The organism is Niallia circulans (genome assembly GCF_003726095.1).
Lineage (GTDB): Bacteria > Bacillota > Bacilli > Bacillales > Cytobacillaceae > Niallia > Niallia circulans_A.
In genome coordinates this window covers 3,158,856-3,179,995 of sequence record NZ_CP026031.1, presented here as the reverse complement: position 1 = coordinate 3,179,995, position 21,140 = coordinate 3,158,856, and the positions used below count along the sequence as shown (strand labels likewise).

Here is a 21,140-nt window from a genome sequence, read left to right as displayed (position 1 = left end):
GTGTCAGGCACCATAAAAAGACAGTAGCCAAAGGATGTTCACTTCAGAAGGACAATTTTTCTGCAAACATATTCTCTTCTTTTTCTGAATAGGTTGTAAGAGAACAGAAATGGATGGTGGTAACGATGGATCTGCCGGTTATTTTAGCTGGGCCATTGGTGCGCAGAGTGGAGGAAACATCAGCTTATCTTTGGATAGCTTTAAGTGGAAAATATCAATTGAACGCCAATCTATACGCGATTCACTTCAATCAAACGACAAAAGAGTTTGAATACCAGCCGTTTGACATTCAGTCGGATATACAAGTATGTCGATTAGGAAAAAACTTATATATTTATTTAATCAAACTTCAGCCTATCTCCCAAAATTTTCCCACCCAAACATTGTTAGGATACAATCTAGTATTTAAAAAAGGCGAAACAAGCTATGATTTAAGTGATTTTGGATTATTAGCAGCTGATAGTCCAGTCTCTATTTGTTATGGAAACTTACAATATCCCACTTTCTTCATACCAGCAACGGCTGAAAAAAACATCTTATATGGTTCTTGCCGTAAACTGCACGGAATTGGCAAGGATGCTCTTAGTCTCGGAGATGCCAAACTACAGGAGGAATACTTTCAGTTAGAAAAAAGGCCGAGTGCGCTCTTTTTGATAGGGGATCAAATTTATGCCGATGATGTTCCAGCGCCAGCTGCCCCCATTCTATTCGCATTAGGCAAGCTATTAATGGGCAAAGAAGAGCCTATAAAGGAATTGTGCGAGACAGAGGATGATAAAAATACTGCTTTTGATATTACCATCAGCCAGATAAATGGAAGACGAGAGATAATAAAGGAATACTGCCAATTTACTTCGCGAAAAGCGGATAATCACCTTCTGTCCATGGGCGAGTATGCAGCGATGTATATCTTAAGCTGGAATACAGAGATATGGGACATGGCAACCGGGGCTGGGTATTTAAAAGACTTCGATGACTATTTAGAAGATAACCAGATTCATATACAGATAGGGGCGGATCAGGCAAAAGAGTATGAAAGAAAAGTAAGCAGTCTAAAAAGAGCATACAGCCAGCAGCAAAAAGATATAACCTCATTCCAGCAATCTTTGCCAAAGGTACGCCGCTTGTTGGCGAATATTCCCACCTACATGATATTCGATGACCATGATGTAACAGATGATTGGAATATAACGAAAGAATGGCAGGAGAAAGTAGCTTGTTCTCCGCTTGGAAACCATGTTATCGCTAATGCACTAACAGCCTATTGGGCTTTTCAGGGATGGGGGAATAATCCAGCTGCTTTCCCAGCTTCCTTTTTTCGCAAAATAAGCAAGTATACCAAAAGACTAACCGTAAATACACAGACGTATACAGAGTGGCTGCATATGATGTTAACATTTCGTGCATGGAGTTTTGTTGCGCCAACCAATCCAAGAAGCCTTGTATTAGACACTCGGACAAAACGGGCCTATCCACAAGAACGAACCTATGTTGTGGGTAGTATGTTGAAACAGCGGACAAATGGCCCGAATTTAATCCGCAAAAAAGAATGGGATTATTTATCGGAACTCTTATTATCAAGTGGATGGCAGCAGCAAACACCGTTAGTCATTATCTCTGCTACCCCCTTATATGGCGTTCATTTGATTGAATCCTTTTTAAAAAATGTCATCATGCCCCTTACTGCGGTCCTTCCATCGCTACAAAAAAGCTTAGATTTAGAATGGTGGAAATTTAACGGCAGAGGATTCTCCTTTTTTCATCAACAAATAGCAGAATGGAACCCAAGTGAATGTCTTATTCTTTCTGGTGATGCTCATATGGCCTCTGCCATCGAAGTAGAAGTATATTTCCAGCAAGAACAAAAACGGATTCTACATCAATTTACAAGCAGCCCCATTAAAAATCAGTCTTTTGAAGGATTATCTGGTTTTACATTAAAAAGAATTCTCGAATTTAGACAAAGTCGTACGAAGGAAAAGAAAATATCCCGCTATTGCGGACATGATTATTTAATTCAAGAAAAGGAAGCAGATGTCCCTTTTCTGTGGAAAGAAATAATTGCCCATCAAGTATTGTCGAATGGTTCATTGATTGATACAAAGAATAATTTAGGCTGGCTAGCTTTCGATAAAAATGGGTTTAATCATCGTTTTTTAAGAAAATAATCAAGTTATTGTATAAAGAGCACTTCTTTTTTACTTCCTTTTGCATATTGCTATTGTAAAAGAAGAAAGGAAAAAGGAGAAAGAGCTCTTTTTTTTTAACTATTAGTCACTAGTCGATCTAAGATTTTTAAAGTTGCTATAGATTAGAAAATTCAGAAAAGTGCGGTTGCTAATTCCGAGTAAGTGTATTAGAATAATAGAAAATTAAACTCTTTACAAGATAAAGGGAAGGTTCAGGAGGTTAATCATTGATCGATTTAGTGCATCGTTTTGGCCCTCAAAATTATTATCATTATTCAGGAGTAATTAATACACTACCGAAGTTTTTGGAAGATAACCATTTACAATTTCCATTAGTAATTCATGGGGAAAAGTCGTGGCAGGCAGTTCAACCATATTGGCCCGAAACTGAATTTCAGCATCCCTATAAAAAAATTTTGTTTGCTGGTGAATGTAGCTATGAAGAAATAGACCGAATAGGGAGCGAAGTCATACACCATCAGCATGATGCCATAATAGGAGTTGGAGGAGGTAAGCTTTTAGATACGGTAAAGGCGGTAGCTAGTAAAGCAAAAATACCTTGTATCTTAATTCCTACATTGCCTTCCAACTGTGCTAGCTTTACTCCAATCAGCATTGTTTATTCTGCTGAAGGAGACCATCTTGGTACGATACGGCATAGTCAATCAAATTATATGGTAATGGTTGAACCAGAATTATTAGTAAATGCACCAATCGAGCATTTAACTTCTGGTATTGGTGATACCTTGGCTAAATGGTATGAAAGTAAAATTCGTTTTAATAAATTAACAAGTGAAGAAATATCCATTCTATTGGAACTGTCTCATACTGCTGCTAAGCAATGTCGAGATAATATTTTAAAATGGGGGGAAGCTGCTGTTCAAGCAGCTGAAGCTAAAAAGAGCAATGCAGATTTCTCCCGCATGATTGATACGATTTATGCAGTAGCCGGTCTTGTTGGTGGTTTAGGAGGGGAATTTGGGCAAAGCGTTGGCGCACATGCCTTTAATTACGGATATGTCAGTTTGGGGAAAAAGGGACATTTACATGGCAGTCTTGTTGCGTATGGAATATTATTCCAGTTGAGTTTAGAAGAAAATTATGAAGAAATAAAACAATTAGTTCCTTTATACAAAAAATTGAAGTTGCCAATATGCTGGAGAGATTTGCATTTATCCCCTGAGAAAGGGGACCTTGATAAAATGGCTGATCAAATCTTAAGACCATCCTCTAGAATTTATGCATTGCCAATGGAGCTAACCAAGCAAAGCGTAATAGATGGTCTGCAAAAATTAGAAGCATTTATTACGGAAAATGAGGTGGGGTTAAATGTATTTTGATTGCTCGGAACGTCTGGGAAAATTAAAGCCGAAATATTTAGTCGTTCAAAACAAACGGATAAAAGAACTCCAGCAATCAGCTAAGCAGGTAATTAATCTGGGAAGAGGAAATCCGGATCAGCCAACATTCCCCCGTATTGTGGAGTGTCTGCAAGAAGCCATCCATGATAAGAAAAACCATGGTTATCCACCATATGGAGGAAAACAAGTGTTTAAAGAAGCCATTGTGGCTTTTTACCGAAAGGAGTATGGAGCAAATCTTTCGCCTAATCAGGTGGCGATCATGAATGGTTCTACAATCGCCTTATCTGGGTTAGCACAATCCCTTTTAAACCCCGGGGATATCGCGTTAGTTCCTGTTCCTGGTTTCTTTGGGTACCAAGCGGCCGTTGAGTTGGCAGGTGGAGAACCGTTTTTCGTGCCGATTAGCGAGAAAAATAATTTTTTAGTTGATTATTCAAGCATCCCGGAGGAAGTCAGTCAAAGAGCGAAGATTCTATTTTTAAATTATCCAAATAATCCCACAGGGGCAAATGCCACAAGGAAATTTTTCGAAGAAACGATTACATATGCCAATAAATACGGAATTGCAGTCATTCATGATTTTGCTTATGCAGATATCTACTATACGGATGAAAAGCCAATCAGTTTTTTATCTATTCCTGGAGCAGTTGAAGTAGGAGTGGAAATTTACACCTTTTCCAAAACGTTTAATATGGCTGGTTGGCGGAGTGGATTTACGGTCGGGAATGAATCGCTTATTAAACATCTAAGCGCCTATTTACAAAATGCCGTTGGCGGTGTTTTTGGTGGAATACAGGATGCATCTGTGTTTGCTCTATTACATCAGCAGGCCGAACGTAATGCTTTAAGAGAGTTATATCATGAGCGGCAATTGTTAGTTGAATCTTTTTTTAAAACACTAGATTGGGAGTATGTTGCCCCACAAGGTACATTCTTCCTTTGGGCTAAAGTCCCGTTACCAATAAATTCGATTGAATTTGCCGACCAATTACTAGAGGAGGCATTGGTAGCCGTGGTTCCGGGCAGTATATATGGCAAAAACGGAGAGGGATGGATTCGCATTAGTTTGGTGACCTCTTTGGAACAATTGAAAGAATCATTTGAGCGAATAAAGAGATTTTTACTAAGGAAGCGGGGGTATTAAAATGAAGAACTTTCTAAAGCTTAATGCACTTCTTATTTTTGTTATTTCTATAAATCTATTAGCTGCTTGTAGTAATTCTACTAATTCTCAAGAAGAATCAACGAAAACTGCTAGTAAAAGCGAAACTTCAGATGAAAAAGTTATTCGCGTTGGCGCAACTGGTCAAAGTTTTCCAAACTCTTATCAAGAGGATGGAAAATTAATCGGATTTGATGTAGAAGTACTTGAAACGATTGCAAACAATTTAGGGTATAAAGTGCAATGGACACTGGCAGGCTTTGAAGGGTTAGTAGGGCAGCTTGGAGTTGGAAAACTGGATACGATTGCTAATGCCTTTGAATATACAGAGGAAAGGGCAGAACAATATAATTACTCGACAACTTATTCTTATACAAGTACAGGGATTGCTGTTCTTAAAGATAGTCCTTATGATTCTGTAAAAGATTTAAATGGACAAACAGTTGCTGGTGTATTGGGCTCAAATAAAATTAATGTACTAGAAGATTATGTGAAGAAAAACGGATTAGATATTGAAGTCAGACAATATGAAACAAGAGATGGTCCACAATCAGATACAATTAAGGGTGCTGTAGCAGGTTATGTCCAAGGAAAGCCAATTTTGCAAGCAACAATAAATAAATCGAAATTACCACTGAAAATATTAGAAGATGACTTAAAGAAATCAGAAATTGGTTTCCCGTTTGCAAAAACAGAACAGGGGGATGCATTAAGAAAAGTGTTTAATGCAGAAATAGAAAAGCTGAGAGCGGATGGAACACTAGCTGAAATCTCAGAAAAATATTATGCAGATGATATTACCTCTGAGGATTAACGAGAAGTTTAATTGATTAAGTAGAAGGAAAAGAATTTCTATTAAATAGTGTATAGGCTTCTTCGTGTAGAAGGAGCCTAATTACATTTTGCCGTTTTAAATTGCGAGTTTAGAACGTCTTTTTTTGCTCAATTATAAATGCCTGCAACACTAAAAAAATATAATCTAATAAATGCAATCAAATGAAAATTATAAATAATTGAAAAAAAGTGTGGGATTAACCACTTGGAATATGTTAGAATAGTCAATAATTCGGATTAGTTTTGTTGGAATTAATTATTTGATAATTTAAATAATATTGGTACTAGGAGAGGATAGGAAATGGGTTCACATGTAGTAGCTTTAAAAATGCTGCAGAACAATTTTAGTACAGAAGAAATGCGTTCTGTGTGGGATGATGAAAATAGATTACAGAAGATTTTGGATGTAGAAGCAGCATTAGCATTAGCAGAAAGTGAGTTAGGAATCATTCCAAAGGAAGCTGGAAGAGCTATAAAGGACGCTGCAAAGATAGAAAATTTTGATATTGAAGAAATTGCAAAGGAGTCTGCTAAACTAAAACATTCCTTAATGGCTACAGTTAACCATTTGCAGAAACTATCAGGCGATTATGGAGAATATGTTCATTATGGTGTAACAACACAGGATGTAACGGATACAGCGATGATTCTTCAATTGAAGGAAGCAGATGAAATCATAAGAAGAGATACAAAAAAAGTAGCAGAGCTTCTAATTGGTTTAGCATCTAAGTATAAGAAAACGCCGATGCCAGCAAGAACACACGGAATGCAAGGACTGCCAACCACATTTGGCTTTAAGCTCGCAGTCGTTTTGAGTGAGTTTGAACGTCATCTAGATAGATTAAAGAGCGTCCAGTCGCGTATTTTCACAGGTGTTCTTGCTGGTGGTGTTGGTACATACGCCGCTTTAGGAAGTATAGGACCAAAAATTGAAGAACGGGCATTAGAAATTTTAGAACTTAATGCGCCAAAGATTTGCTGGCATTCTTCACGTGACCGAATTTCGGAGTATGGCTCAGCGCTAGGGCTAATAAGTGGTTCATTAGGAAAGCTGGGAAATGAATTCTATAACTTAATGCGGACAGAAATCGACGAAGTGGAAGAGCCGTTTTCAGCAGGAAATGTGGGCTCAACTACGATGCCGCATAAACGTAATCCAGCTATTTTTGAAGGAATTGCCAGTCTAACAAAACCTATCTTACATAGTGTTGCCCTATTGCATGAATCATTAGTGATGGAACATGAAAGGGATGCGATGAGCTGGAGAAGTGAATGGATAGCTTTACCAGAAATTTGTTTATATTTATCCTCTCAATTGAAAAGTATGATAACCGTTCTTGAGGGGCTTGTAGTGAAGCCTGAGAACATGCTGAAAAACTTGGAACGATTAGGTGGACTGATTTTATCAGAACGTGTCATGTTTGCTTTATCAGAAAAAATAGGTAAACAAACTGCCCATCATCTTATATATGAAATCGCAATGGAATCAGCTGAACAAAAAATTCCATTTAAAAAATTACTTGGTCAGAATGAAAAGGTGGCTGCTGTATTGACAGAAGACCAAATTAATCAGCTATTAGATCCTAGTCAATATATTGGCTTAGCCAGTGAGAAGGTAGATGAAGTAATTGCTTCGATTAGAAATGGAGGGCTTTTAAGTGAGTAATTTATCTTTTCATCAAGCAACATCCAAAGATATTCCCGAATTACTTGATCTATCTCTAAGAGGATATGCCTCTATTCGAGAGTTGGGAATTCACTTTGCTGCTGCAACAGCAGATGTAGAATTGGTAGAAAAGAATATCAAGGAAAATATATGCTTCTATTTACGAGATGAAGGCAAAATGGTTGCAACTGCTTCTGTTCGCATGCCATGGAGCGGTCATCCTGGTCCGTTTGAAATTCCCCATATTTGGTGGGTTGCAGTTGCACCAGAAGAAAAAAGAAAAGGATATGCAAGCAAAATCCTTCATTATGTGGAGGAGAGTTTTTTAAGAGATACTCTTCATTGTCCATCTGTATCGCTTGGCACGGCGAAAGAGCATCCTTGGCTTAGAGAAATGTATGAAAAACGAGGATACAAAAAGGTTGGAGAGACGGATTTAGGGAAAGGCCATATTACAATCTATTTAGAAAAATTACTTTTAGCAAAATCATATAAGAAAAGGTAGGAATTGATAATGTTTAAGAAAATAACTGTAATCATGAGTATAGCATTTTTACTATTATTATCTGCTTGCAGCGGAACAGATAATAAAACTGAAAATGGGGAATCTTCGAAGGAGCAAAAAACACTTCGTGTAGGTTCAACCGCACAAAGTTATCCAAATGGATATGAGGAAAATGGTAAATTAGTAGGTTTTGATATAGAAGTATTAGAGAAAATCGCTGAAAACTTAGGCTATCAAGTGGAGTGGGTTAGATCAGACTTCGCTGGTTTAATGGGACAATTAGAAACAAAAAAAATTGATACAGTGGCAAACTTTGTTGCAGTTACAGATGAAAGAAGAGAAAAGTATCAGTTTTCAGAGCCATATGCGTATGCAGGTGCTACCATTGTTACAAATAAAGACAATGCATATGATAGTTTAGATGATTTAAAGGGCAAAACAGTATCCGGAGTATTAGGATCGAACAATGTGAAGAACTTAGAAAATTTTGATCCTGACATCATCCCTAAAACATATGAGAACCGAGATGGTGCAATGAATGATGCGATTAATAAACGTGTTGATGGTTATGTTAACTCTAAATCTTCTTTAATCGCAGAAATTGAAAAAGGGAATTTGCCATTGAAGTTTGTAGGAGAGCCGTTTGTGTATGAAGATGTTGCTTTTCCGTTCCTTAAAAATAAAGATGGAGAAGCTTTGGCAGAAGCATTTAATGCGGAAATAAAAAAATTACGTGAGGATGGTACCTTAACAGAAATATCGAAGAAATATTTTGCAGACGAGGATATCACCGTTAAGGAATAGTTTGGAGGTCCAGTATGAATCTTAATTTAGATTTTCCATATTTAGTTGATATATTACCAGAACTGTTGGAATTCATACCGCTTACTTTATTTCTTGCTGTTCTATCCATGGTTTTTGCGATCATTGGCGGATTGATTTTAGCTGTGATATCCAGATCGAATATTCCTGTATTAAAGCAGCTTGCTGCTGTATATATTTCGTTCTTTCGTGCCATTCCCACATTGGTTCAATTATTTTTAATTTACTATGGGCTGCCACAAATTTTTCCAGCTCTAAGTGCGATGACTGCTATAACAGCAGCAATCTTAGGGCTTAGTTTAAAACAAGCAGCGTTTTTGGCAGAAATATTTCGTGCTGCATTGAATTCAGTTGACAAGGGACAGGTGGAAGCTTGTTTATCAGTTGGTATGACAAAAGTGCAAGCCTTCCGGAGAATTGTTTTACCTCAAGCGACACGAAATGCTATTCCTGCAACAAGTAATATTTTTATTGGTTTAATTAAAGAAACCTCTTTAGCGTTTACTTTAGGAGTAGTGGAGCTTTTCGCGCAAGGGAAAATAATTGCTGCTAGTTCTCTTAAATTTTTTGAAACCTATTTGGCTTTAGCGCTGCTTTATTGGGTGTTAATTATTCTTGTTACCTTCGTTCAGCGGGCTATTGAAAAAAGAATGGAAAAACCGTATTTATCATAAAGGAGTAGTAGGATGATAGCTGTTACAAATCTAAAAAAGAGGTTTGGAGAGAACATAGTATTAGATGGTGTTAATTTACAAGTTAATCGTGGAGAAGTGTTGGCTATTATCGGCCCGTCTGGATCTGGAAAGTCAACATTGCTCCGGTGTCTGAATTTATTAGAGATGCCTGATGAAGGGACTATTCATATAGGCGAGACAAATGTAAATGTACAAAAAATGGGGCGGAAAGATATTCATCAACTTCGCCAAGAAACAGCGATGGTGTTTCAAAACTATAACCTTTTTAAGAATAAAACCGCCTTGCAAAACGTTACGGAATCCTTGATTGTTGCCAAGAAAATGAATAAACAAGATGCGGAGAAATTAGGGAAAGAACTTTTAGTGAAGGTAGGGCTTGAGGATAAGTTTCATCAATACCCTGCCACATTATCAGGCGGGCAGCAACAACGCGTGGGTATTGCTAGAGCACTCGCTGTTAAGCCGTATGCCATTTTATTTGATGAACCAACTTCAGCCCTTGATCCAGAATGGGTTTCAGAAGTGCTGCAAGTTATAAAAGATATTGCACAACAAAATACAACCATGATTATTGTGACCCATGAAATGAAATTTGCGGAAGAAGTGGCTGATAGAGTGATTTTTATGGCAGATGGAAATATCATTGAAGAGAATGAGCCGAAAGAATTATTTCATCATCCACAAAATATAAGAACAAAACAATTTTTAAAAACTTTAGAAAGAGATGAATAATAAATCATGAACATGTCTCCTGAACTATTAAACGATTTAATTGTCAAACGAAGATATTTGCATGAGCATCCAGAGCTAGCTTTTGAAGAATTTCATACAACGGAATTGATCAAAAAATGGTTAACAGAACAGGGTATTGCCATTGTTGAACTTGGTCTAGAAACAGGAGTTGTTGCGGAAATAAAGGGAGCGTTAGCGGGACCAACCATTGCTATTCGGGCAGATATTGATGCCTTGCCGATAATAGAAGAAACAGATGTTGCATTTAAATCAAAAAATGAAGGGAAAATGCATGCCTGTGGTCATGATTTCCATACAACTGCTATTTTAGGAGCAGCGATTCTAATCAATAGTCAAAAGGACAAATTACATGGAAATGTAAGATTTATTTTTCAGGCTGCCGAGGAAATTGCTCAAGGTGCAAAGAAATTTGTAGAAAAAGGAGCAATAGAAGGAGTAGAAGCTATTTTTGGAATGCATAACAAACCTGATTTGCCAGTAGGAACGATAGGGGTAAAATCAGGTGGACTTATGGCAAGTGTAGATAAATTTAGTTTAAGGTTTATCGGTGTCGGAGGTCATGCTGGTATACCACATCGTGCTATTGATCCGATTGTTATGGCTAGTCAATACGTAACAGCAGTTCAGTCAATTGTCGCAAGAAGAATGGATTTGTTTGATAATGTAGTAGTCAGTATCACAAGCATCCATGGAGGAAATACATGGAATGTCATTCCAGATGAAGTCAAACTAGAAGGTACTGTTCGAACATTTCAGCCTAAAGCTCGTGAGGCAGTTCCGACAATAATGAAAAAGCTAGCGGAGTCTATTGCAGAAGGAAATGGTGGTTCGGTTGAATTTGTTTGGGATGATTATCTTCCCGTGGTAAACAATCATCAAGATTATGAAGATATTGTGCGAACCACTGTTTTGGATGCAGGGTATAATGTCGTCGATGCTGTGCCAAGTGCCGGTGGGGAGGATTTTGCGTTTTATCAAAACTATATTCCTGGATTTTTCGTATGGATGGGAGTGGATGGACCCCAAGAATGGCATCACCCAAAGTTTAATTTAAAGGAAGATGCTATTAAAGTGGCCGCTGAATTTTTTGCTAAGCTCGCGGAGAATATTTTGAAAAATGACTGATTTAACAAAAGCAATAGTCGACTTGATTCAATCCTCCCCGTCTTATCAGGAGCTTACTAATGAGACAAAAGAGAATTTGGAAAAGGGAGTATTCGATTATTTTCTGTCGTGTTTTGCTAGTGTGAGGTTTGACATGAATTTTTCCACTGTTTTACATACTGCTATTTATCCTACTGAAGAGGGAGCAGCAGTAGTAGGCACTGATTTAAAGGTTCACCCATTTGATGCTTGTTTAATTAATGGGTATTCTGCACATGCATTAGATTTAGATGATGTTCATTCTGAGATTAGAGGACATCCGTCTGCGATTATTTTGAGCTTATTACATGCCCTAATAGAAAAGAAGCGTGATAGAGACCGCTTCTATGAAGCCTATTTAATAGGAATAGAGACGATGAAGTGCTTTGCACAACTATTAGGTGCACAACATTATGAAAAAGGGTTCCATACAACTGCAACTGCGGGAATTTACGGAGCAGTTGCAGCTGGAGCCCATTATTTACATTTCGACACAGAGAAATTCTCGCAAGCTATTAATTTATGCGTATCTAAATTAAGTGGTTCCCGAAGTCAATTTGGAACAATGGTTAAACCGCTGCATGCTGGTCTAACAGCCCAAAGTGCTTGGCAGATTCTTCATTTTGTTGATAAGGGAATTGTCGGAAGTGCTAATACCATTCAAGCTAAAAATGGTGTACTTTCTATGTATGTGGAGCAAAGCGGAAATCCATTCGAGGTTTTTGAAAAGTGGGGAGAACCTTGGACAATAGATAAACCAGGATTATGGTTCAAATTATATCCATGTTGTTCTGCAAATGCCCATGCCATTGAGGCCATTCAGAATATACAGGCACAAAGAAATTTTACTGTTGAAGAGGTTACTTCTGTCGATTTGTACTTCCCTCCCAATGGTGATGCTGCATTAGTTTACACTTCCCCAACGAATGGAGAACAGGGTCGTTTTAGTGTAGAATACTGTGCTGCTTTATTATTAAAGGGTGAAGCATTATCTATTGAAAATTTTTCTGTCAATCAAATTGCCGATGAAATTCAAGCAGGAATAAAAAAAATTCATCGAAAGTATGATCCCGCAATTCCAGTAAAAGAAATTAGTTATCCAAAAGGTAGATATTGTATAGCTAAAGTTATGTTAAAAGATGGTCAACAGTTGGTCTCTAGAGTAGATGCGCCGACAGGTTCACCAGGTAAGCCACTTAAAATGCAGGATTTAGCTAGTAAAGCGAACACATTATTAGGCGAACAAGCCAATACACTAAACAAGTACTTTGCTGCAGGAATAGAAGGCTGGTAACAGAGGGACGGTTTTTGTGAGGTCATTTGACCTACAAGAACCGTCTTTTTATTTAGGAGAGACTCCTTAATACTCCGTTACTATTTTTGCTTTGGAAAGCCTAACATTACTAAACGCGATTCCTCCTAATATTAGGGCAACACCGATCCATTGCAGCATGCCAACTTGTTCTCTTAAAACGAGTGCTGACATAGAGACAGCTACTGGAAGCTCAGAAGCTGTTAAGATAGTGCCAAGTCCTGGTCCAATTTGTGGCATTCCAATAGAATAGAGCAGAGGCGGAAGAACTGCACCGAAAACTCCAAGCAGCAATCCATATGGTGCTACCCCTATTAATGTGGAGAAATCCATTAAATAAACCGGTGGAAATACTAGAAAAACAACGAATAATCCACCTAAGGAAAGAAGCCCGCTCTTTAGGAGAGGAGCGGTGTTCTTTCCAACAGATCCGCTAAGAAAAATAAAAGTAGCAAAGGTGAAGGCAGAAAGTAATCCCCAACCGGCACCTTGCCAGGAAATATCCATGCCCCCTTCTAAAGAAATGCCTCCAGCGAGGACAGAGCCGAATAGAAGAATAATAATCGAGATGACCTTCTCCTTTGTAGGCTTTTTCTTATAAATAACCATTTCGAAAAGCGTGCCAATCCAAACAAATTGAAACAGTAAAATAATTGCAAGAGAAGCATTTATTGTTTGTAAGGATTGATAATAGAAAATTCCTGTCATCCCAAACGGGATACCAGATAATAAGAGTTTAATAGCTTGCATGCGCGTTACTTTATATTTCTTTGTAAATAATACAAGAATCCATGTAATGGCAGTACCAAATAAATATTGTGCTCCTGTTACTTCAGCTGCCGAAAATCCAGCAGCATAGGCAAGTTTAACAAATGTAGACAAAATTCCATAACAGCAGCCACCTAAAAAAACGATTAAAGCATAATTCCATTTCGCCAAAATAAATTTCCTCCTTTTCAACATAAAAAGCCACACAATTGTCAAAAGACAATCGTGTGGCGAAAATAGAGTTTCCTCTAGAAAAATCCACGTCCTACACAAGGTTTTATTATTACATTCCTCATATATTATAAGAACAAGCCTGCTCGTTGTCAAAGGGAAAGAGAGGGTAAGTTCTAGTGAGGACATCAAACAAAGGATAAAAACAAGAGTTAGAAACCTGTTAAGAAAAATATAAATTAAATTTTTTTAGCTAAAAAGGGAAGCGGAAGAACTTCTCTTGCTGCCTTTATGAAATATATGTGAATTAGTGAACAAATGAGATTTTTTTCTATCTATGTGGAGTACAATAAGGGGAGAAAAGAAATGGAGGAGTGAATGGAAATGTCTTCTGATTATCAAGCGTTTTTCGGTGTTGATGGAATTGTAAATGACTTTCATGTAAATCGGGTCCATAATACTAATTTCTATGGAGTAGGAGGAGATTATTCAAATGGAGTACATCTGCAAGTGCAGCTAAGTCCCAATCAATATTCAAATCTATTAAAATACGGATACTCAGGTAAAAAGAATAATGTCTATTTCGCAGTAAGATCCAATAATCTTGCCCATCTCTATGCGGCTTCTACAGAAGATATTAACAAACTTTTAGAAGTGATCAGTAATTAAGGTATGCAGAAGGACGGTTTTAGTGAGATCATCCGACTCACAAGAACCGTCCTTTTATATACCAATCTGATATATCTTCCTTGGTCTTCCTCTTGTAAGAGGAACTTCTTCGCCGATTATTTTGGCTAGTCCTTGTTCTTCTAAATTTGTCAGTATTCTTCTAGCATTTCTTGGTGTCATATTGAGCCATTCAGCTACATCGGAAGCAGTTATTGCATGTTTGCCAATGTTTTTTTGGATTGCGATCATTTTATTATTTGTGCTAATAGCGATATCTATTATTTTTTGAACCGAGTCTTTTGGGTCCAGAATAGCTTTTGCTTTCAAGATTGCCATGCCTCTATCTATGCTTTTTTCGAGCATACTATAGTAAATAATGAGCAAACTGAATTTCCGTAATAATGAAGTGTGGAAGGTTTATGTAAGATAGTCTTACCGTGTTTTTAATATGTGTTATTGACTTTGATAATTGGTCTCTCTATACTTTGATTAAAAGAATAATTAAGGGAATATTCTGATTTAATAAAAGGAGTCGAAAAATGTAAGATACCATTATACGTTTGCTGCGACTGATGATTCCTTTATCACACGTAAGCTCCAGTCAAAATTGAATCCTTCGATTTACGAATTTAGAAGTCACACTCCATCATAATGAAGGTAATCCCTTAGGAATAGAAATTTATAAGAATCGTCCGATGTTTTACAGCTTAGGTAATTTTATTTTTCAAAATGACACTGTACCAAATTTGCCAATAGACTTTTAGGAAAAAGATCAATTAAGTCATACGGATATGTCGCATCCAGTGGAATTAGGAAAGAGGTTTGCCGATTCTCTCCAATAATCAGGACATATTGTAAAGACTTGCTAAACTTTCTGAGCTATATGGTATGAAAATCACTCTAGAAGGAAATATAGCAATCATTTGTTTGAAAGATCATACACCTGTAATAATAATAGACAGAATATTTTAAAAATAAAGCTGAGACTCTATAAATCCTCCAGCAGGATGTGTATTTCACACAAGATGTCCAGTTGCAATGGATCGATGTAAGCAGGAAGTGCCTTCAAAATTACAAGTTAACGATAAACATGTTATTGCTTGTCATCTATATGATTGATTAAAAAGTGAGAGAGGGGTGTATATTTCATGACAAATATTGAGCACAAAACAGAGGGGTTAACCGAGAAGGTGGGGCAAGTATATAAATTACTTGCTGAGAATGAGCAAGTCCAAAAAGCACTCAAATTTTTAGAAGAGGATAACGAAGCAACAACCAAGGAACAAATTGAATTGACGGAAATAGAGGCACCAACCTTTGAAGAAAAGGAAAAAGGAGAATGGTATAAAAAGAGATTAGAATCGTTAGGTGTTCAAAAAGTAACTACAGATGAGGTAGGAAATGTTTTTGGTGTACTGACAGGAAGCGGGAATGGTCCTTCCTTAGTTGTTTGTGCTCATTTAGATACAGTGTTCCCAAAAGGGACAAATGTAAAGGCTGTCCACGAAGACGGATTAATCTATGCGCCGGGGATTTGTGATGATGGAAGAGGGTTAGCGGTTGTTTTAACGATTATACGTGCTCTTGCTGTGGCGGGGATAAAGACGGAAGGAGATCTTATTATTGGTGCCACAGTGGGGGAAGAAGGGCTAGGAGATTTAAGAGGGGTGAAATCATTATTTGAAAATCGGCAAGATATAGATGGTTTTATCTCGATAGAGCCTGGGGATCCAAGTCGTATCACTTATTTAGGCACAGGAAGCAAAAGATTTAATGTTTTATTTAAAGGACCTGGTGGGCATAGTTTTGGGAATTTTGGTATTCCAAGCCCTATTCATGCATTAGGGCGAGCCATTGCCAAAATTTCTGATCTAGCAACACCTGTTGAACCAAAGACGACGTTTAATGTAGGGATGATAAAAGGAGGAACTTCTGTTAATACGATTGCGGAGACAGCAGAGATGCTAGTTGATTTACGTTCGAATTCGCAAGAAGAGCTTGAAATAATCGAAAGTAAATTTTTACATTTGATGGAGCAAGCAAAGGAAGAAGAAAATGCTCGCTGGAATGTGGAAGCACAAGTTAGTCTTCAGATAGAAAAAGTAGGCGATCGTCCAGCAGGATCACAAGATAAAAATAGTGTAATTGTGCAAGCTGCTCGATGTGCGACAGTAGCGCTAGGTTTTGAACCGATCCTAGATCAGGCAAGTAGCACTGATTCGAACGTTCCTATTCATTTAGGGATTCCGGCCTTAACGCTCGGCGGTGGGGGCGAAGGTGGAGGATTCCATACACTGCAGGAGTATTATAACCCTACCGATGCTCATATTGGGGCACAAAAAATATTATTAACGATTCTCGGCTTAGTTGGATTAGAACAGGTTACCGCTCCACTATTGGAGAAAGGAAAATAATCTTAAATTGCTGCTAAATGGTCAAGTCCATCAAAAGAACACGGTATTCCCTTTGGATATGCAAGAGCCATACAATCATATGGATGAAAAAAGGAAAAACAAGAGGGAGCTTTGACTTATTATAGCTACGGAGAGCATCAAATTTTATCTTGATTTCTCTAACAGAAATAATAAGTATTGAAAAGGTAAAATAAGAAAATAAAGGGAAAGTGTAATGGGAAAAAGAGCTGTTTAGAATTGAGATATGGTTTTTTGTAAGTTTTCAATACATAAATCTAACCGACTACATAGAACGGAAAAAAATACAAGAATCGTCCAACAGATTTTTCCAAATAAATGAAACTAATTAGCTCTTTAAAACGTATTCTTAAGTAGCAATTGTTAAACAATAGATGTGGAGGTGTAAAAATGATATTTTTATGGTTATTTGCACCAGTGGTAATTGTGATGGGAATTGTGCTATTTTTCGCAAAGAAATCTGGAATGACAGCACCTGATGAAAATAAACAAGCGGACAAATTAGGAGAAGTAGTCCATTATAATCGAGTTAATTCAAGTAGTGGTCCAGGAGGAATGAGTTGAATAAATGAGAGCAAAAGAAGCAAAGGGACGGTTCTTGTGAGAATATATAATAATCACATGAACCGTCCTTTTTTTGGAGTTGAGCTAGAACCTTCCTTCCAAGGTCTTTACTTAATCACGACATATTCTAAATCAACTAGTTTTGCATAGGTGATAATTTGATCGGTTGTTAGGTTTAGAGAAACGACTGTATGATGGCCGCCGCCGTTTTCGATCCATGCCTTTACGCCCTCTTGAAAATTTGGTTTGATATTCCATAATACCCGAGCTACTGGGAGATTTGGGGCTGGAACGGTTGGTTCAAATGCGGATACTTCATTGATTAAAAGCTTGTAATGAGTACCGAAGTCAGCCATGGAAACAACAACTCCATCTCCTGCTTTTCCGTCAAATACTAATCGAGCTGGATCCTCGCGATTGCCAATCCCTAATGGTGATACAATAATTTTCGGTTTATTGCTTGCTAAAGTTGGATCGACTTCTAGCATATGTGATTGAAGTGCAGCTTCTTGGCCAACAGCTAATTCATAGGTGTAATCCTCCATAAAGCCTGTTGACTCGTTATGGCTCATTACTTTTAGAAGGCGATCAAGTGCAGCGGTCTTCCAATCACCTTCGCCGGCAAATCCATAGCCTTGTGCCATTAAACGCTGAACAGCAAGACCAGGGAGCTGTTTCATACCATATAAATCCTCAAAGTTTGTGGTGAAAGCATTGTATCCGCCTTCATCAAGGAAGCGTTTAATGGCAATTTCATAGCTTGCCTGCACTTTTACGCTAGCTTCCCAATCTTCCTTACTATAGCTTCCATAGTCAAAGTCATATAGTTTTTCATATTGTGCAAATAAATCATTTATTTCATTTTCGCTTACTTCATTTACATATTGAACAAGGTCACCGATTCCAAAGTAATCAACGGTCCAGCCAAATTTGATTTGCGCTTCGATTTTATCTCCTTCTGTCACCCCAACATTACGCATATTGTCGCCAAATCGTGCAACCTTAATTTGAAAGCTTTCGTTATAAGCTACGGCTACGTCCATCCAATCAGCAATTTGCTGCTGTACTTTCGCTCGTTGCCAGTGGCCAACCACTACTTTATTTTGTTTTTTCAAACGTGCATTAATGAAACCATACTCTCGATCCCCATGAGCTGCTTGATTTAGATTCATAAAGTCCATATCAATCGTATCCCATGGAATGCTTTCATTGTATTGTGTTGCTAAATGAAGCAAAGGCTTTTGTAATAGCTTAGTTCCGCGAATCCACATCTTCGCAGGAGAGAATGTGTGCATCCAGGTGATGACGCCAGCTACTTCATCCCGGTAGTTAACTTCTTTCATCATCTTTGTAATGGTATCTGCGCTTACTGCTAAATCTTGCAAAACAAGCGGATAAGGCAGTAGACCACTTTCATTTAAAGTGTCTGTCATTGTTTGTGCATGGGCTTTGACTTCCTTTAACGCTTCTTCGCCGTATAGATGCTGGGATCCTACAACAAACCAAAATACTTTATTAGTTGACATGCTATTTCCCTCTTTCTAATGATAGTTTTATAGTTAAATATTATTTTTGACCATAATAGGCATTCTTTCCATGCTTTCGTAAATAGTGTTTATCTAAAATACGCTGCGGCAATTCTTTGGAAAAATGATTTAATTCTCTTGTAAATAAATTCATCTTCGCCACTTCATCCAACACCACACTGTTCATAACAGCTGATTTAGCATCTTTTCCCCAAGTGAAGGGACCATGTCCATGAAGCAAAACGCCAGGGATAGCTAAGATGTCTAATCCCCGTTCTTCGAAAGTTTCAATGATTACTTTACCAGTCTCTGCTTCATAACCACGATCAATTTCTTCTTGTGTTAAAAAGCGAGCACATGGTACAGCACCATAAAAAGTATCAGCGTGTGTAGTTCCCAGAGCGGGAAGATCAAGTCCTGACTGAGCCCAAATAGTTGCCCAAGTGGAATGAGTATGCACAATCCCGCCGATTTCATGATAATGTTTATAGAGAACAGCGTGAGTAGCTGTGTCAGAGGAGGGGTTCAACGTTCCTTCTACAACATTTCCCTCTAAATCTATTACGACCATATCGCTTGGCTGCATTGTTTCATAATCAACCCCGCTAGGTTTAATCACGAATAAACCACTTTCGCGATCAATGGCGCTGGCGTTTCCCCATGTGTATTTCACGAGTCCCTGCTTAGGTAATTCCAAATTTGCGAGAAAAACTTCTTCTTTCAGCTTTTCTAACATGTAAATCCCTCCAATCATCCCTTAATGAATCAAATTTTCGATTGCAGCCTTTTCGATTGCTAACCCTTTTTTATAGCGTTCGATAAATTCTTCAAAGCCTTCTACGTCAAAGCGGTCTGGATAAATCGTTTGCTTATCTACTTCTTTAAATACTCTTTTGTCGAGATATTCTTCTAAACTATCATTCTCGTTATTATTTAACATATAAGAAGCAAGAATAGCGATTCCCCATGCGCCGCCATCTCCAGCAGTATCCATGACAGAAACAGGTGTATTCATCGCAGCTGCCACAATTTTTTGTCCCACAACAGGAGTTTTGAATAAACCACCATGTCCTAAGATGCTATCTATTGCCACATTTTCTTGCTGGGTTAAAATATCCATACCGATTTTTAAAGCTCCAAAGGCCGTAAAGAGATGGACTCTCATAAAGTTTGCTAAATTAAAATTGCTTTCTGGCGAGCGTACGAATAAGGGGCGGCCGCTTTCCAAACCAGTAATATTTTCACCTGAAAAATAGCCGTAGCTTAGCAATCCGCCACCATCTGCATCCGCTTTCAAAGAAGCGTTTAATAAAACATGGAACAATTTGTCCATTTCTACCTTTTGTCCCATTGCCTCTGAAAATTCGCGGAATAAGCGCATCCAGGCATTTAAATCACTCGTACAGTTATTGGCATGGACCATTGCAACTGGAGATCCATCTGGAGTTGTAACAATATCAATTTCTGGGTAAACGGCTGAAAGGTCTTTTTCTAATACAATCATGGCAAAAACAGAAGTTCCAACGGAGACATTTCCAGTCCGTTTCTTTACGCTGTTAGTTGCAACCATTCCTGTGCCGGCGTCTCCTTCTGGAGGACATAGGGGAATACCAGGTTGTAAATTCCGCGAACGATCCAGAATTTTTGCACCTATTTCTGTTAATTTTCCGGCTTGCTCTCCAGCAATAGCGACTTTTGGAAGGATATCCTTCAGTTTCCAAGGGTATTCTTTTGCAGCAATTAATGCATCGAATTGTTCTATCATTGATTCATTATAATCTTGCGTTGTTTCATCAATTGGGAACATACCGGAAGCATCGCCAATGCCGATGACCTTTTGACCAGTTAGTAACCAATGAATATATCCAGATAAAGTAGTAATATGGTCGATACGCGGAATATGCTGTTCATTATTCCAGATAGCTTGGTAAAGATGTGCAATACTCCATCTTTCTGGAATATTGAATTGGAATACATCAGTTAATTTTTTTGCAGCAGTACTTGTGGTAGTATTGCGCCAAGTTCGAAATGGAACAAGTAGTTCACCAGTATGATCAAAGGCTAAATAGCCATGCATCATCGCAGAAAAACCAATCGAACCAACTGTGCGAATAGTTACCCCGTAATTTCGCTCAACCTCTTGTTTCATTTCACTATAAGCGGTTTGCAAGCCAGTAATAATGTCCACTAAATTGTAAGTCCAGTACCCATCTTCTAAAAGATTCTCCCACTCATAACTTCCAGTTGCGATGGTTTCAAAACGGTTGTTAATTAAGACAGCTTTGATTCGCGTGGAACCGAATTCAATTCCAAGTGAAGTTGCCCCCTCAACAATATCTTGTTTGGTATTTGCTCGATTATTTTTCATATATTCCCTCCTTGACAGCGGTTTCGTAATCAGTGGAGATAATAGCCTTTATTAATATCATTTTTCTACCTATACTTTATAATGTGTACGTACATTTGTCAAATATATTTATAAATGTTCATACAAATAAAAAGAAGCAGTAATAGCCTTATTACTATTAATACTAGCCTGAAAATAAATTTATGTATGTTCGTATA

The 21,140-nt window shown here is 37.8% G+C and carries 19 protein-coding genes and 1 pseudogene; 15 read left to right on the top strand and 5 right to left on the bottom strand.

What is annotated here, in order from left to right; all coding sequences use genetic code 11:
- The first annotated feature begins 113 nt into the window (after nucleotides 1-113).
- From C2I06_RS15245 to C2I06_RS15200, 11 genes are all read left to right on the top strand, one after another.
- On the top strand, nucleotides 114-2,168 hold the full coding sequence (locus C2I06_RS15245) for a metallophosphoesterase family protein (protein ID WP_141231337.1): 2,055 nt from the start codon (nucleotides 114-116) through the stop codon (nucleotides 2,166-2,168).
- 248 nt (nucleotides 2,169-2,416) lie between these two features.
- Entirely contained in the window at nucleotides 2,417-3,529 is a 1,113-nt protein-coding gene (locus tag C2I06_RS15240; protein ID WP_123258339.1) for an iron-containing alcohol dehydrogenase family protein, read from the top strand.
- Entirely contained in the window at nucleotides 3,519-4,697 is a 1,179-nt protein-coding gene (locus tag C2I06_RS15235; RefSeq protein ID WP_123258338.1) for an aminotransferase class I/II-fold pyridoxal phosphate-dependent enzyme, read from the top strand. The genes C2I06_RS15240 and C2I06_RS15235 overlap by 11 nt, the downstream gene beginning before the upstream one ends.
- Nucleotide 4,698: 1 nt before the next feature.
- Nucleotides 4,699-5,529: a transporter substrate-binding domain-containing protein gene (locus tag C2I06_RS15230; RefSeq protein ID WP_095329720.1), complete on the top strand. Its 831-nt coding sequence runs from the start codon at nucleotides 4,699-4,701 to the stop codon at nucleotides 5,527-5,529.
- Nucleotides 5,530-5,850: 321 nt separating this feature from the next.
- Nucleotides 5,851-7,215, top strand: coding sequence for an adenylosuccinate lyase (gene purB / locus C2I06_RS15225; RefSeq protein ID WP_164463713.1), 1,365 nt, complete (start codon nucleotides 5,851-5,853; stop codon nucleotides 7,213-7,215).
- A complete protein-coding gene (locus C2I06_RS25085) occupies nucleotides 7,208-7,720 on the top strand; it encodes a GNAT family N-acetyltransferase (RefSeq protein WP_047942100.1) in 513 nt (170 codons plus the stop codon). The genes purB and C2I06_RS25085 overlap by 8 nt, the downstream gene beginning before the upstream one ends.
- A gap of 6 nt (nucleotides 7,721-7,726) precedes the next feature.
- On the top strand, nucleotides 7,727-8,524 hold the full coding sequence (locus C2I06_RS15220; RefSeq protein WP_235850250.1) for a transporter substrate-binding domain-containing protein: 798 nt from the start codon (nucleotides 7,727-7,729) through the stop codon (nucleotides 8,522-8,524).
- 14 nt (nucleotides 8,525-8,538) lie between these two features.
- The gene (locus C2I06_RS15215; RefSeq protein ID WP_047942102.1) at nucleotides 8,539-9,216 is read left to right on the top strand and encodes an amino acid ABC transporter permease; all 678 of its coding nucleotides are present in this window, start codon (nucleotides 8,539-8,541) and stop codon (nucleotides 9,214-9,216) included.
- Nucleotides 9,217-9,228: 12 nt separating this feature from the next.
- Nucleotides 9,229-9,969 carry an amino acid ABC transporter ATP-binding protein gene (locus C2I06_RS15210; RefSeq protein ID WP_047942103.1) on the top strand — a complete coding sequence of 247 codons (741 nt, stop codon included), beginning with the start codon at nucleotides 9,229-9,231 and terminating at the stop codon, nucleotides 9,967-9,969.
- A 3-nt stretch (nucleotides 9,970-9,972) separates the two neighbouring features.
- On the top strand, nucleotides 9,973-11,115 hold the full coding sequence (locus tag C2I06_RS15205; protein WP_275068615.1) for an amidohydrolase: 1,143 nt from the start codon (nucleotides 9,973-9,975) through the stop codon (nucleotides 11,113-11,115).
- Nucleotides 11,108-12,427: an MmgE/PrpD family protein gene (locus tag C2I06_RS15200; protein WP_095329728.1), complete on the top strand. Its 1,320-nt coding sequence runs from the start codon at nucleotides 11,108-11,110 to the stop codon at nucleotides 12,425-12,427. The genes C2I06_RS15205 and C2I06_RS15200 overlap by 8 nt, the downstream gene beginning before the upstream one ends.
- Before the next feature lie 66 nt (nucleotides 12,428-12,493).
- On the opposite strand, the gene C2I06_RS15195 is transcribed toward C2I06_RS15200, so the two are convergent.
- Nucleotides 12,494-13,384 carry an EamA family transporter gene (locus C2I06_RS15195; protein WP_123258337.1) on the bottom strand — a complete coding sequence of 297 codons (891 nt, stop codon included), beginning with the start codon at nucleotides 13,382-13,384 and terminating at the stop codon, nucleotides 12,494-12,496.
- A 378-nt stretch (nucleotides 13,385-13,762) separates the two neighbouring features.
- Here C2I06_RS15195 and C2I06_RS15190 point away from each other — a divergent pair, with 378 nt between their 5' ends.
- Nucleotides 13,763-14,053 (top strand): hypothetical protein, encoded by a 291-nt coding sequence (locus tag C2I06_RS15190; RefSeq protein WP_095329736.1) that lies wholly within the window; start codon nucleotides 13,763-13,765, stop codon nucleotides 14,051-14,053.
- 54 nt (nucleotides 14,054-14,107) lie between these two features.
- On the opposite strand, the gene C2I06_RS15185 is transcribed toward C2I06_RS15190, so the two are convergent.
- Nucleotides 14,108-14,380 carry a helix-turn-helix domain-containing protein gene (locus C2I06_RS15185; protein WP_095329737.1) on the bottom strand — a complete coding sequence of 91 codons (273 nt, stop codon included), beginning with the start codon at nucleotides 14,378-14,380 and terminating at the stop codon, nucleotides 14,108-14,110.
- Nucleotides 14,381-15,046: 666 nt separating this feature from the next.
- Between C2I06_RS15185 and C2I06_RS15175 the strand changes: the two are divergent.
- The 3 genes and pseudogenes from C2I06_RS15175 to C2I06_RS25080 form a co-directional block, all read left to right on the top strand.
- Nucleotides 15,047-15,172: pseudogene (locus tag C2I06_RS15175) on the top strand (oligopeptide/dipeptide ABC transporter ATP-binding protein); the annotation flags it as partial.
- A gap of 29 nt (nucleotides 15,173-15,201) precedes the next feature.
- Complete coding sequence (locus tag C2I06_RS15170; protein ID WP_123258336.1) at nucleotides 15,202-16,467, top strand: M20/M25/M40 family metallo-hydrolase; 1,266 nt, start codon at nucleotides 15,202-15,204, stop codon at nucleotides 16,465-16,467.
- A gap of 408 nt (nucleotides 16,468-16,875) precedes the next feature.
- Nucleotides 16,876-17,049, top strand: coding sequence for a hypothetical protein (locus C2I06_RS25080; RefSeq protein WP_164463712.1), 174 nt, complete (start codon nucleotides 16,876-16,878; stop codon nucleotides 17,047-17,049).
- Nucleotides 17,050-17,156: 107 nt separating this feature from the next.
- On the opposite strand, the gene araA is transcribed toward C2I06_RS25080, so the two are convergent.
- The 3 genes from araA to C2I06_RS15155 are packed head-to-tail and all read right to left on the bottom strand — an operon-like array spanning nucleotide 17,157 to nucleotide 20,943.
- Nucleotides 17,157-18,575 (bottom strand): L-arabinose isomerase, encoded by a 1,419-nt coding sequence (gene araA / locus C2I06_RS15165; RefSeq protein WP_095329739.1) that lies wholly within the window; start codon nucleotides 18,573-18,575, stop codon nucleotides 17,157-17,159.
- A 40-nt stretch (nucleotides 18,576-18,615) separates the two neighbouring features.
- On the bottom strand, nucleotides 18,616-19,311 hold the full coding sequence (locus tag C2I06_RS15160) for an L-ribulose-5-phosphate 4-epimerase (RefSeq protein WP_095329740.1): 696 nt from the start codon (nucleotides 19,309-19,311) through the stop codon (nucleotides 18,616-18,618).
- Between the two features lie 21 nt (nucleotides 19,312-19,332).
- Complete coding sequence (locus C2I06_RS15155; protein ID WP_123258335.1) at nucleotides 19,333-20,943, bottom strand: xylulokinase; 1,611 nt, start codon at nucleotides 20,941-20,943, stop codon at nucleotides 19,333-19,335.
- Nucleotides 20,944-21,140 lie beyond the last annotated feature (197 nt).

Excerpts from the sequence above, each read along its gene's own strand:
- C2I06_RS15170 (WP_123258336.1), top strand. The coding sequence starts at position 15,202 with ATGACAAATATTGAGCACAAAACAGAGGGGTTAACCGAGAAGGTGGGG.
- C2I06_RS15200 (WP_095329728.1), top strand. The coding sequence starts at position 11,108 with ATGACTGATTTAACAAAAGCAATAGTCGACTTGATTCAATCCTCCCCG.
- C2I06_RS15210 (WP_047942103.1), top strand. The coding sequence starts at position 9,229 with ATGATAGCTGTTACAAATCTAAAAAAGAGGTTTGGAGAGAACATAGTA.
- C2I06_RS15245 (WP_141231337.1), top strand. The coding sequence starts at position 114 with ATGGTGGTAACGATGGATCTGCCGGTTATTTTAGCTGGGCCATTGGTG.
- purB (WP_164463713.1), top strand. The coding sequence starts at position 5,851 with ATGGGTTCACATGTAGTAGCTTTAAAAATGCTGCAGAACAATTTTAGT.
- araA (WP_095329739.1), bottom strand. The coding sequence starts at position 18,575 with ATGTCAACTAATAAAGTATTTTGGTTTGTTGTAGGATCCCAGCATCTA.
- C2I06_RS25080 (WP_164463712.1), top strand. The coding sequence starts at position 16,876 with ATGATATTTTTATGGTTATTTGCACCAGTGGTAATTGTGATGGGAATT.
- C2I06_RS15190 (WP_095329736.1), top strand. The coding sequence starts at position 13,763 with ATGGAAATGTCTTCTGATTATCAAGCGTTTTTCGGTGTTGATGGAATT.
- C2I06_RS15230 (WP_095329720.1), top strand. The coding sequence starts at position 4,699 with ATGAAGAACTTTCTAAAGCTTAATGCACTTCTTATTTTTGTTATTTCT.
- C2I06_RS15235 (WP_123258338.1), top strand. The coding sequence starts at position 3,519 with ATGTATTTTGATTGCTCGGAACGTCTGGGAAAATTAAAGCCGAAATAT.
- C2I06_RS15215 (WP_047942102.1), top strand. The coding sequence starts at position 8,539 with ATGAATCTTAATTTAGATTTTCCATATTTAGTTGATATATTACCAGAA.
- C2I06_RS15155 (WP_123258335.1), bottom strand. The coding sequence starts at position 20,943 with ATGAAAAATAATCGAGCAAATACCAAACAAGATATTGTTGAGGGGGCA.
- C2I06_RS15160 (WP_095329740.1), bottom strand. The coding sequence starts at position 19,311 with ATGTTAGAAAAGCTGAAAGAAGAAGTTTTTCTCGCAAATTTGGAATTA.